The 12,226-nt window shown below is 59.0% G+C and carries 11 protein-coding genes and 1 pseudogene; 6 read left to right on the top strand and 6 right to left on the bottom strand.

All coding sequences use genetic code 11. The annotated features are described in order from the left end of the window. Window positions 1-91: 91 nt before the first annotated feature. Window positions 92-2,614, bottom strand: a complete 2,523-nt coding sequence (gene hrpB / locus PSES9_RS0112215; RefSeq protein WP_010487294.1) for an ATP-dependent helicase HrpB — start codon at window positions 2,612-2,614, stop codon at window positions 92-94. Between the two features lie 140 nt (window positions 2,615-2,754). Here hrpB and PSES9_RS0112210 point away from each other — a divergent pair, with 140 nt between their 5' ends. Further along, window positions 2,755-3,174: a hypothetical protein gene (locus PSES9_RS0112210; protein ID WP_010487293.1), complete on the top strand. Its 420-nt coding sequence runs from the start codon at window positions 2,755-2,757 to the stop codon at window positions 3,172-3,174. 85 nt (window positions 3,175-3,259) lie between these two features. Then, a complete protein-coding gene (locus tag PSES9_RS0112205) occupies window positions 3,260-4,165 on the top strand; it encodes a cation diffusion facilitator family transporter (protein WP_010487290.1) in 906 nt (301 codons plus the stop codon). Between the two features lie 17 nt (window positions 4,166-4,182). Here the strand turns inward: PSES9_RS0112205 and PSES9_RS24310 are convergent, their stop codons facing one another. Further along, entirely contained in the window at window positions 4,183-4,590 is a 408-nt protein-coding gene (locus PSES9_RS24310; RefSeq protein WP_010487288.1) for a DUF6515 family protein, read from the bottom strand. A 231-nt stretch (window positions 4,591-4,821) separates the two neighbouring features. Between PSES9_RS24310 and PSES9_RS0112195 the strand changes: the two genes are divergently transcribed. From PSES9_RS0112195 to PSES9_RS0112185, 3 genes are all read left to right on the top strand, one after another. Continuing rightward, the gene (locus PSES9_RS0112195; RefSeq protein WP_010487286.1) at window positions 4,822-5,241 is read left to right on the top strand and encodes an MAPEG family protein; all 420 of its coding nucleotides are present in this window, start codon (window positions 4,822-4,824) and stop codon (window positions 5,239-5,241) included. 328 nt (window positions 5,242-5,569) lie between these two features. Further along, entirely contained in the window at window positions 5,570-6,049 is a 480-nt protein-coding gene (locus tag PSES9_RS0112190) for an Lrp/AsnC family transcriptional regulator (RefSeq protein ID WP_010487285.1), read from the top strand. Between the two features lie 125 nt (window positions 6,050-6,174). Further along, complete coding sequence (locus PSES9_RS0112185; protein ID WP_010487283.1) at window positions 6,175-6,384, top strand: DUF2788 domain-containing protein; 210 nt, start codon at window positions 6,175-6,177, stop codon at window positions 6,382-6,384. A gap of 26 nt (window positions 6,385-6,410) precedes the next feature. On the opposite strand, the gene PSES9_RS0112180 is transcribed toward PSES9_RS0112185, so the two are convergent. Then, on the bottom strand, window positions 6,411-7,043 hold the full coding sequence (locus tag PSES9_RS0112180) for a pseudouridine synthase (RefSeq protein WP_010487282.1): 633 nt from the start codon (window positions 7,041-7,043) through the stop codon (window positions 6,411-6,413). A 130-nt stretch (window positions 7,044-7,173) separates the two neighbouring features. Between PSES9_RS0112180 and ahr the strand changes: the two genes are divergently transcribed. After that, window positions 7,174-8,208 (top strand): NADPH-dependent aldehyde reductase Ahr, encoded by a 1,035-nt coding sequence (ahr, locus tag PSES9_RS0112175; protein ID WP_010487279.1) that lies wholly within the window; start codon window positions 7,174-7,176, stop codon window positions 8,206-8,208. Window positions 8,209-8,264: 56 nt separating this feature from the next. Here the strand turns inward: ahr and amn are convergent, their stop codons facing one another. The 3 genes and pseudogenes from amn to PSES9_RS23470 form a co-directional block, all read right to left on the bottom strand. Next, entirely contained in the window at window positions 8,265-9,740 is a 1,476-nt protein-coding gene (amn, locus tag PSES9_RS0112170) for an AMP nucleosidase (protein ID WP_010487276.1), read from the bottom strand. Between the two features lie 154 nt (window positions 9,741-9,894). After that, a complete protein-coding gene (locus PSES9_RS0112165) occupies window positions 9,895-11,544 on the bottom strand; it encodes an acyl-CoA dehydrogenase family protein (protein ID WP_010487274.1) in 1,650 nt (549 codons plus the stop codon). Beyond that, a pseudogene (locus PSES9_RS23470) lies at window positions 11,541-12,182 on the bottom strand (TetR/AcrR family transcriptional regulator). Before PSES9_RS23470 ends, PSES9_RS0112165 begins: the two are co-directional and overlap by 4 nt. Window positions 12,183-12,226 lie beyond the last annotated feature (44 nt).

The raw sequence follows: 12,226 nt of genomic DNA, 5'->3' as shown, positions 1-12,226 counted from the left end.
AGCGGCACTGCTGCAAGCCTGGCAGCTCAGTGGCGGCAGAGCATAGCGCTGGAGGTTGCCTCGGAATCAGGCAGCCTCCGATCGTAGCTGATCAGCCTTTGCGCGGTTTGGCTCTTGCGGTTGGCTCCGCTTCCATCGGGTCATCCGGCCACCAGTGTTTTGGATATCGCCCCTTCAAATCCTTCTTCACATCGATATAGGTATTAGCCCAGAAGCTGGCCAGATCCTGTGTCACCTGCACCGGGCGCCGCGCTGGAGAAAGAAGGTGCAACAAGAGGCCTTGCCTGCCGCCCGCGATTCGCGGCGTCTGCGCCAACCCGAACAGTTCCTGCAGTCTCACCGCCAGCACGGGTGGATACTCAGAATAGTCGATGGTGATACGCGAACCCGAAGGCACTTGCAGCGTCTTGGGCGCCAACTCGTCCAGCTGCTGCGGCAACGGCCAGGGCAGTTGGGCGAGCAGGATGTTGGACAAGTCGAGATTGGCGAAATGGCTCAGCCGATTGACCTTGCCCAGATAAGGCGCCAGCCACAGCTCAAGAGAATCCAGCAGCGCTGCATCCGTCAGATCTGGCCACTGGCTCGCACCGCTTTGCGCAATATCCAGCCTGCGCAAAAACGCGATGCGCGCTTGCCACTGGCGCAGCTCGGGACGCCAAGGCAAAAGCTCCAGGCCCTTGCGCCGAACCAAGCCGGCCAAGGCCTTGATCCGGGCGTCTTCATTGAGTCCCGGCAAGGCATCACGACTGAGCACCAATTCGCCCAGGCGTCGCTGCCTTTCGGCCTTGAGCACGCCCTCTCGCTCGTCCCACTCCAGTTCATCGCGCTGCACCACCTGCTCGGCAAGCACGGTATCGAACAGGGAAGGATTAAGCGCAGCCGCCAGATAGATCCGCTCTTCGCGCTGGCCCTGGCGGCTGCCAAGATCGGCGATAACCAACCATGGCTGCTTCATCAATCCATCCGGCTCGCTAAACTGCGCGGCGCGACCGTTGGCCAGCCGGTACTCGGCACTGCCCTCGCGCCGTTGGCGGGCCACGCGATCAGGATAGGCAAAGGCCAGAAGCGCGGCGAGCCAACGGGGGTGGTCGGGGTCTGCCACTGGCGACGATACCGGCCCTCTCAGATGGCTGCGGAACTGTCGGGCCAGTTGGCGAGCGCGCTGCACCGGGCCTCGGCTCGCCGGGTTACCGGTCATGGCTACAATGCGGTCATGCAGGTCTGCACCCGCGCCCCGAAGGATGTCCTTCTCGCCGAGCAATGCGGCGATATCGCAGGCAAGATTGCCCAGGCCAAGCGCCTGCCCGCGCAACAGCAAATGAGCAATGCGCGGGTGAGTCGGCAACTCAGCCATCGCCTGGCCATGGGCGCTGAGCACGCCACGCTCATCGAGCGCACTGAGGCGTCGCAACAAATCTCGCGCCTGGGCATAGGCCGCTGCTGGAGGCAAGTCGAGCCAGGCCAGTTCGTCCAGCTCGACGCCCCAGCGCGCCAGTTGCAGCGCAAGCCCGGCCAGGTCGGCCTGGAGCATTTCGGGCACGGAAAAATTCGCCAGTTGCTCATGCTGGGCTTGCGACCAGAGCCGATAACAGACACCGGGCTCAAGCCGCCCCGCCCGCCCTGAGCGCTGGGTCGCGCTGGCCTTGGAAATGCGCTGCGTGTCGAGTCGGGTCATGCCGCTGCGTGGATCGAAAAGTGGCACCCGTTCCAGCCCCGCATCAATCACCACGCGCACGCCGTCGATGGTAATGCTGGTTTCCGCAATATTGGTTGCCAGCACAATTTTGCGCTTTCCGGTCGGAGCGGGATTGATCGCCGCGCGCTGGGCATTGAGATCAAGCTCACCATGCAGCGGGCAAAGCAGGACATCCTGGCGATCGCCGAGGCTTTCATGCAGCCCTTGATGGACACGTCGAATCTCAGCCTGGCCCGGCAGGAAAACCAGGATGCTGCCCTGTTGCTCGTCCAACGCCTCCAAACAGGCTGCGATAACGCGAGGCTCGATATATTGGCCCGATGGCTGGGGTTTGCTCCAGAGAATATCCACCGGAAACATCCGCCCCTCGCTGGTCAGCACGGGCGCATCGTCCAGCAACTGTGCCAGTCGCGGGCCTTCAAGGGTAGCCGACATCAACAGCACTTTTAATGGCGGCTCGCCGGAGTCCGCCGCACGAAACATGGCCCGGCCATTGAGGGTCAACGCCAGCGCCAGATCCGCGTCGAGACTGCGTTCATGGAACTCATCGAATATGACCAGCCCCACGCCCTCCAGCGCCGGATCTTCCTGCAGGCGGCGCACGAGAATACCTTCGGTGACCACTTCAATGCGGGTTTCAGGCCCGACCTTGCTGTCCAGGCGAATTCGATAACCGACGGTTTGGCCAACCTTTTCGCCCAGCTCACTGGCCAGTCGCTCAGCCGCTGCACGCGCGGCCAACCTACGGGGTTCGAGCATGATGATCTGCTGTCCGGCAAGCCATGGCTGGTCGAGCAGCGCCAGCGGCACCCGCGTGGTTTTACCTGCGCCCGGCGGCGCCTCAAGCACTGCTTCATCGCGCGCGCCCAGGGCATCGCAAAGTGCGGGTAACAGGTGGTCGATTGGCAGCGAATTCATGAGTTCTCCAGTACGAATGTCGATTATACCGGCGAACTGATTGAGCCTTGCACAGTCATCATTGATGACAGTATTCAAACCCGCAGCAATACGGCTAACGCCTTGCTATAGTTGCGCGCCAACCCCCAAGGAGAACTTGAATGCGCACCTCTACCCGCATTATTGGCTGTGTACTCAGCGCCAGCTTACTCACGCAATTGAGCGCTTGCGGCACCTTGTTTTATCCTGATCGTCGCGGTCAAATCGAAGGCAAAGTCGACCCTGTTATTGTCGCGCTAGACGCCATCGGCATTCTGTTCTACGTGCTGCCGGGCCTGATCGCCCTGGGCGTCGATTTCGCCACAGGTGCTATCTACCTGCCAGGTGGCAAAACCGCCCAGGTTGACCCACAGGCACTGAAAAACCTGGTCGACAGCCAGGGCCAGGTCGATCGCGCCAAGCTCAAGGCGTTGATCATGCAGCAAACCGGTAAAAACCTGCCGCTGGACGATCCGCGGGTGATTGAACACCGTGGCGACCTGCAACAATTGGCTGCGTACGGCCTGCGTCCGGCGGCATAATCAAGCTTCGGTGCTGTGACAGACCTTGCACCAAAGCCCATAATGAGCCTTGCCCTATCGCCAGCTACAGGTTTACGGACGATTTATGACTGTACTGCCGCAGCATGCTCGACTGATGCGCCAGGCGTCTTCTGCCGCATTGGTGGTGGCCTTGGCGCTCGCACTGGCCAAGGCGGTTGCCTGGTGGTTGAGCGGCTCGGTCAGCCTGCTTGCCGGCCTGACTGACTCATTGCTTGATGGCGCGGCTTCGCTGCTGAACCTTATCGCGGTGCATTACTCATTGCGCCCAGCCGACGATGATCACCGCTACGGGCATGGCAAGGCCGAAGCACTCGCGGGTCTAGGCCAGGCGCTGTTTATCGGCGCCAGTGCCGTCTTGGTTGGCGTGCAAGGTGTGGAGCGCTTGATAAACCCACAACCCCTTACCAGCGAAAGCCTGGGTATTGCGGTAATGCTCCTGTCCTTGGCGGTTACCGTCGCACTGCTGATGTTTCAACGTCATGTCGTGAAAGTCACGGGCTCAACCGCGATTCGTGCGGATTCATTGCACTACCGTTCGGACTTACTGCTCAACAGCAGCATTCTACTGGCGTTGTTTCTGGCCAGTTTTGGCTGGCTGCAAATTGATGCCATCTTCGCCATAGGCATTGCCTTCTACATTCTCTGGAGTGCAATCAGCATTGCTCGCGAGGCTGGCGCTGTGCTGATGGATAAAGAGCTCTCGCCCGACGTCAGCGAGCATATGCACAATTTAGTCTGCGCCGTGCCGGGTGTGCTCGGCGCGCATGACCTGCGCACACGAATTTCCGGCACCCGCTGGTTTGTGCAACTGCACCTCGAGCTGCCCGGCGACCTGAGCTTGTCTAAAGCCCATGCGTTGTGCGAGCAAGTCGAGGATGCAATCCGTGCAGAATACCCGCAAGCCGAGGTGCTGGTGCATGCCGACCCGCCGGAAGTACTGCCGGCCCCGCCAGCCGTCGCGCAGCCATGATCATCACTGCGTTGCAATTACCAGCGCGGCAAACGCACGACCTGATAATAGCCTCGCTTGCCCTGCCAGCGATAATAGCTATCCGCAACCCGGTGATATTTAACCCCGCGCACCCAAACCTGATGTGCGCCACGTGGTAGCTGCCGGACCGTGAAACCATAAGGCGGCGCCACCCGTACATAGCGGCCTGCAGTTTGTTTGTACCAACGACCATCCCTCATGTAAAAATCGCCCTGGTTGAAGCGAACCCGCTCATACCTGACAGGCTGGTGCGAAATCCTCGGTGATATTCGTTCAACCTTCACCACTCGAACCTCTGGATGCCTATCGCGGTGTTGTTCATGCTTGGGCGATGCCTGCACCAAAGGTGAAAGGCCCAGCAGGACCAGTACGCCAATTTCGACCCACTTAAAGCGCTTAATCATCGCTGCCACCTCATTGGTCTGTCTGAGTTACAGAATGACTAAAGTCCGGTCAAATCAGGGTCAATGCTGAGTAAAGAGTCGGTAAATAGGCCCGGCGACTAAAAAGCCGCTGCACTCGTCAGGTTTCTCGCGTTAAAACAGTCCTAGCCATATAGAGCAAAAACTCTAATTATCCTAAGCTGCTCAGGCGATCTTATAAAAACAATATCATTCACTCTCAAGGACTCACTTATGACCCTTTCGCCTAGCGCTGTTGCGCTGCTCGGATTGCTTGGCTGGACACTGTTTCTACTGATGCTGATGCTCAACCAGCGCGGCTTGCTGGTGCTCAGCGGCAAACTGGCGGTCAATGGCTTCTCCCCGGATGGCAGCAATATGCCGGGCGCATTTGGCCAGCGCCTGGTTCGCGCCCATGCCAACTGCGTGGAGAATGTTCCGATAATGGCAGCGGTGCTGCTCTACGCAATGGTCGTCAGCCAAACCAGTATCACCGATCCGCTGGCTGGATCTCTGTTGGCGGCACGGATATTTCAAAGCTGCATGCACCTGATCAGCACTTCAGCCTTGTTCGTCTGGTTGCGTTTTGCTGGTTTCCTGGTGCAGATCGTCATCACGCTATGGTGGCTACTGCGTTTGGCAGGCTTGATTTGAGGCTTATCCCAACCCATAAAAAAGGGAGGCCTTGGGCCTCCCTTCGGGAATGCTGTCCTGTGCTGGCAATTGTGTCGCCGCCTTTATCGCCCGTCTGGTTGGACAGTGCGGACCCGGGTGCCGTGACGACCCTGTTGGATCGGCGGCGGCCGCTCACCTGATTGAGTGAGGCGGCGTGGACATGTCGTCCGGGCCTTGAAACTGAGATAAATAGTACGGTGATGCGGCGAGTGAATGATTGCTAACATTGCTCAAATAAGTATTAGTTGCGCAATTTTTAACTAATAATGCATTATTAAACGCAACCGAAACACAAATTGTGGCCAGCATGAACAAACTAGATCGTTACGACCTGAGTATCTTGGCAGAATTGCAACGCGACGCTCGCCTGTCCAACCAAGAACTGGCCGAACGCATTGGCCTGTCGCCCTCCCCCTGCTCGCGCCGGGTCAAGCAGCTGGAAGACGACGGCTATATCGCCAGGCAAGTGGCCCTGCTCGACAGTAAAAAGCTTGGACTGAGCCTGACCGCCTATGTGCTGATAGGCATGGACCGGCATACACCGGAACGCTTCGAGCACTTTCAGGAAGCCATACGCAATTGCCCGGAAGTACTTGAGTGCAGCCTGGTCACTGGTATGGACGCCGACTACCAATTGAAAGTGGTGGTGCCGGATATGGACCATTATCAAAAGCTGTTGCTAGGCACCCTAACCCGGATCGAAGGGGTGTCCAGCGTACGTTCGAGCTTCGTCCTGCAGCAGATCCTGTCGAGCACCCAGTTACCACTGGAGCACTTGCGCAGTTAGGCGTCATGCTGAGTTCAGTGAGCCGATGGGGCCTGACAAATTACCGTGCTGACGTATAATCGCCAGCCTGCGCCAGTGTCGACAGACGCCTGGCCAAGGCTATTTACCCGGTAATTGAGGCCACGATGGACACCGAAGTTTTCGAAGATCTAATGACAACAGTGCTGGTCAGCGCCCTGATCCTGTTCATGGCATTTATTGTCTGGGACCTCGCCAAAAAGTCCAAAGCAGGCCGCTTTGGCAGCATGATCCTGTTTCTTGCCCTGGGCCTGGGCGTGCTGGGCTTTGTGATCAAGACCTTTGTCATTGCCGGACTCGAAATCGAAGGCCACTGACCCAAGACTGCCGCTTCGGGCAATACCTAAAGGCGTGGCTCCAGGTCCTGCCACTGTCCCGGCTGCAACTCGCCAAGGCTCCAGGGGCCAATACGCACCCGTACCAGGCGCAACGTCGGCAAGCCCACTGCGGCGGTCATCCGCCTGACCTGGCGGTTACGTCCCTCGCGTATCACCAGCTCCAGCCATGTGGTCGGGATGCTTTTGCGAAAGCGCACTGGCGGGTTGCGCGGCCACAGATCCGGCTCACCCAACTGACGGGCTTCGGCGGGCAAGGTCATGCCATCATTAAGCTCGACACCTTCACGCAAGCGCTCTAGCTGTTCGTTAGTTGGCTCCCCTTCAACCTGCACCCAATAGGTTTTCGCCAACTTGTGCTTAGGGTCGGCGATTCGCGCCTGCAAGCGCCCGTCATTGGTCAGCAGCAACAAACCTTCGCTGTCACGATCCAGCCTGCCGGCCGGGTACACACCGGGCACATCGACAAAGTCCTTGAGCGTGGCGCGGCCTTGCTCGTCATTGAACTGGGTCAGCACATCAAAAGGTTTGTTCAGGGCCAGCAAGCGTGGCTCGGCCGGCGGAGCCTTGGCCTGACGACGTGGCGCCGACTTGGCGGCTGCAGACCGTCGTGGCGTAGCTGGACGTGGTGGACGCGGCATCAAAGAGTTCCCAATGACATAGCTAAACCCGCAGTTTACCCGAGCATCACCGCTGATTATCTTGATTCTGCATTTCGAACAAGGGTCTATGCTGCTTGTCACCTGATTACTCGTTTCCAGGAGTCCGCACATGAGCACACCCGAATCTGTCGTTTCTACCTTCACTGGCTGGGCTGCAACCCAGGCAGGCGCGCCCCTTGAACAGTTTGAGTATGACCCAGGACCGCTCGGTGCCGAGGAAGTCGAAGTCGCCATTGAATACTGCGGTATTTGTCATTCAGATCAGTCGATGATCGACAACGAATGGAAAAACGCGCGCTACCCCTTCATCCCTGGCCATGAAGTGGTCGGCACCGTGGTGCGCCTGGGCGAACAAGCACAAGGCCTGAAGATAGGGCAGCGGGTTGGCATCGGCTGGCTGAAAGGTAGCTGCATGCATTGCAACTCATGCATGGAAGGCTCGCACCAACTGTGCAACATGATCAAACCCACCATTGTCGGCAGCCACGGGGGCTTTGCCAATCGCATGCGCGCCCATTGGGCATGGACCCTGCCGATTCCCGACAGCCTCGACCCCAGCCTGGCCGGCCCCCTGTTTTGCGGTGGCTCGACAGTGTTTGCCCCGTTGCTTGAGCTCAACGTCAAGCCAACAGACCGCGTCGGTGTTGTGGGCATTGGCGGCTTGGGCCACCTGGCGTTGCGCTTTTTGAATGCATGGGGTTGCGAGGTCACGGCCTTCACTTCATCTCTAAATAAGCAGGAGGAAGCCAAACGCCTTGGCGCACACAATGTGGTCGCCTCAACCGACAGCGCGGCCATGAAGAAAGTGGCGGGCACGCTGGATTTCCTGCTGATAACCGCCAGCGCCGATCTAGACTGGAACGCGCTGATCGGCACCCTGGGCGGTAAAGGCAAGCTGCACTTTGTCGGGATTGTGCCAAGCGCGATCCCGGTGCATGTGTTCAACCTGATCCCACGGCAACGCAGTATTTCAGGCTCTCCGGTTGGCTCGCCGGCCATTATGCGCAGCATGCTCGAGTTCTGCGCGCGCCATCAGATATTGCCGCAGGTCGAGCACTTCCCAATGAGTAAGGTGAACGATGCCATCCAGCATCTGCGCGACGGTAAAGCCCGCTATCGGGTGGTGCTCGACGCCAGTCAATAATCCATAAAAAAACGCCTCGGTCCAGGACCGAGGCGTTTTGTCGTTCATATGCTGCGCTAGCGGAATGGCGGCTCGTCGAAACTCCTTAATTTACGCGAGTGCAGCGAGTTAAGCTGACCACGCAATAAATCCAGGGCAGTGATGCCAATGTGCAAATGCTGGGTCACGGCACGCTCGTAGAATGCTCCCGCAGCCCCCGGCAGCTTGATCTCGCTGTGCAGCGGTTTATCCGAAACACACAGCAGCGTGCCGTATGGAACGCGCAGGCGATAACCCTGGGCGGCGACAGTGCCACTTTCCATGTCTACCGCGACGGCCCGAGCCTGATTGATCAGCGGACGCTCCTGGGCCCAGCGCAACTCCCAGTTACGATCGTCATAGGTCAACACAGTGCCAGTGCGCAGGCGGCGCTTGAGATCATCACCCTTTTCGCCGGTCACCTGCGCTGCGGCATCCTGCAAGGCTTGCTGCACCTCGGCCAGTGCAGGCAGGGGAATGTTGGGCGGCAAAACCCGGTCAAGAATGCCATCGCGGCGCATATAGGCGTGGGCGAGCACATAGTCGCCAATGGTTTGCGACTGGCGCAGACCGCCGCAGTGGCCAATCATCAGCCAGCAATGTGGCCGCAATACAGCGAGGTGATCGGTGATGTTCTTGGCGTTGGAAGGGCCTACGCCGATATTGACCAGGGTAATGCCATCGCCGCTATCACCAGACAGCAGGTGGTATGCCGGCATCTGGTAGCGATGCCACACCACGCCACCGATAATCGCCTGCATCTCGCCTTCGGACATACCGCGCTCAATCACCACGTTGCCCGGCAGCACCATACGGGTAAAACGAGACTCACCGACCAGCATATCCAGGCCGTGGCGAATGAACTGATCGACATAGCGATGATAGTTGGTCAGCAATATCCAGGGCTGCACATGGCGCCAGTCACTGCCGGTGTAATGCACCAGCCGGCGCAAGGAAAAATCCACCCGCGCAGCATCGAACAGCGCCAGCGGCATGGGGTCCATGCTTTCCCAGCTATACAAGCCATCGGCCGTGCTGTCCGTCGCAGCCGACAGATCAGTGCTCGGGAACACCCGTGCCAGCTCACCGGCAGTCACTCCGGAGCCAGCCAGTTCATCGCCTTGTTCAACCACATAGGGATAGGGAATATTCTGCTCGCTCAGCCCCACTTCAACGCGCAGCGTGTAGTCGTGCATCAGGGGTTGCAGCTGCTCGAGCAAGTACTTGCGAAAGGCGCCAGGATGGGTGACGGTGATGCTGTAGGTGCCCGGCACCTGCACCTTGGCATAGGCGCGCACGGTGGCTGGCGCTTCGCCATGGCACAAATAAGTCAGGCGCAGTTCCGGATAGCGGAACTGGCAATGCGTGGCCGGATCGGGCTTGACCCGGTCCTTGAGATAGGCCTTGAGCGCCAGGCTCAAGGCCCGCGTGGCTTGATCATGCAATGCGGGAAGGCGGTCAACGGCCTCTTCAGGGCTGTCTACAACAATAAAGTCATCTGAACATGGATTCACGGCAAGGCTTCCTGACTGAACGTCCAGGCTAATAGTGCACCTTAGACCGCCTGCTAGGCCAGTCTAAGGATTACTTGACATGATTGGGCCAGCCCCAGATGACACTTGATGCACTGTTTAGCCAGCCGATCAGCAAACGCCGCCCGGAACCCGATCAAGCCAGATGCGGCGTGCTGCGCGCGACCAAAGCCGAGGCATCAACGCTACGCGGCAAGGTGCCATAAACCCGGCCGCCGTCCCCAAGGCGACTGGCAAGGAAAGCATCGGATACCGTGCTATTACCCGCCTCAAGCAACAACTTGGCTTGCAGCGCAATGGCCACATCCTCGGTCAACTGGCGTGCTCGGAACTGGATATCATCGGTATCGCGAAATGCCGCCTGAACCTTGCCGATATGCGCTGTCAGGCGCACGTCGCCATGGCCGTCACCCAACTCGGTAAACAGGGCTTCGAGTACGCCCGGCTCCTTGGACAGTGCGCGCAATACATCAAGGCACTGTACATTGCCCGACCCTTCCCAGATGGAGTTGACCGGGGCTTCGCGGTACAGGCGCGGCAAGATGTTTTCCTCCACATAACCTGCGCCACCGAGACACTCCTGAGCTTCGTTGATCATTGCCGGAGCGCGCTTGCAGATCCAGTATTTGCCAATGGCCGTGACCAGGCGGGCAAATTTCTCCTCCTGCTCATCATGGGCGTTATCCAGCGCCTTGCCCATACGCAAGGTCAACGCCAGCGCAGCTTCGCTTTCAAGGGCCAAGTCCGCCAGGACGTTTTGCATCAACGGCTGTTCGGCCAACACACGCCCGCCGACCTTACGGTATGCGCAATGATGCGTGGCCTGGGTCAATGCCTGGCGCATCAGGGCGCTGGAGCCAATCATGCAATCAAAACGAGTCAGAGAGACCATTTCGATAATAGTCGGTACGCCGCGGCCCTCTTCACCAATCATCCACGCCAAGGCACCACGATATTCCACCTCGCTGGAGGCATTTGACCAGTTACCCAGCTTGTTCTTCAGGCGCTGGATATAAAACTCGTTGCGCGAGCCATCCGGGCGATGACGTGGCAACAGGAAGCAACTCAAGCCCTTGTCCGTGTAGGCCAGGGTCAGAAACGCATCGCACATGGGGGCCGAACAAAACCATTTATGGCCCACCAGCTCATATGCCTGACCCGGCCCCGGAATTCCCACGGGATGGGCGCGCGTGGTGTTGGCGCGGACGTCGGTACCGCCCTGTTTCTCGGTCATGGCCATGCCGATGGTCGCCCCGGTCTTCTGCTCGATCGGCAGGTTGCGCGGGTCATACTCGGTCGAAAGAATCTTTGGCAGCCAGATTTCCGCGATATCCGGCTGCAACTTGATCGCCGGGACGCTGGCATAGGTCATGGTCAACGGGCAGCCCGACCCTGCCTCGGCCTGGCTGTGCAAATAGCTCAGCGAGGCCCGCGCCACATGGGCTCCGCTGCGCGGGTCGGTCCAGGGCGACGATGGCAAGCCATGCTTGATAGCGGCGCCCATCAACTCATGATAGGCCGGGTGAAACTCAACCAGGTCGATACGATGACCGTAACGATCGTGGCTTTTGAACACAGGCTTTTGCTCGTTGGCCAAAAAGCCGGCTGCCATTAACGGGCCGCCAGTAAGCGCGCCATAGCTGTGCAGGCGATCTTCAGCCCAGGCACCACCAAACCGGCGATTCCACTCCTGCAGCGGTAGGTCGACACGGTACAAATTGGCGCCATCGAGCGGCGGTACCTGATTGAATACCTCATGGGTTTCTGCGTTAAGGCTCGGGTTCATGCGGATAACTCCTTGGCGCCAACGGCGCTTAAACAGAATGCAATCAAATCCTCGGTTATGCTGCCCAACGCCAAGGCGGGCTGACCGGTTTCGCGGGCGGCGCACGCACTCGGGGACAAAGGCCCGACCAGTGACTCGGCGATCGCGCCAACCAGGCACGCAGCACTTAGTTGAGTATGCTGGGGGCGAAAATCGCCCTGGCTGACGCCCTCGTCCAGCACCTCGACCAGAAGCTCTGCATAGGCTTGGCGAAAGATCAGGCGCTGCTTATCAACCTCGGGGTCGACTGGTTCAGCAATTAATGCGTATGCCAGGCGGCGGCTGTGCCAAGCCCGAGCAGCAAACTGGGCCAGGCCCGCAGCCAGTCGCCTCGGCGCCGGAGCCTGGGTTTTCAATGCCAGCGCCATGGCATCCACCTCTCGCTGACTGGCGCGGGCAAAGACTTCGGCGGCCAACTCACCTTTGTTTTAAAAATGAGGGTAGAGACTGCCTGTCGCAATACCGACATCTTCAGCCAATGCCTGCATGGTCAGTGCGCCAAACCCTGCCTCAGTGACTCGCGCCTGGGCACAGCGCAGGATTCGCAAGCGCAAGGCATTGTCACGGTCAATTCGTAGGGCGCTGGTGCGATAAGCCATAGTCTGAATCCTGATTCATCATTTGCTCAGTGAATCAGAATTCA

Origin of the sequence: Pseudomonas sp. S9 (assembly GCF_000222125.1) — a bacterium.
Lineage (GTDB): Bacteria > Pseudomonadota > Gammaproteobacteria > Pseudomonadales > Pseudomonadaceae > Aquipseudomonas > Aquipseudomonas segetis.
Note: the sequence above shows the minus strand (reverse complement) of the source record. Positions and strands in the feature narration are given on the sequence as shown.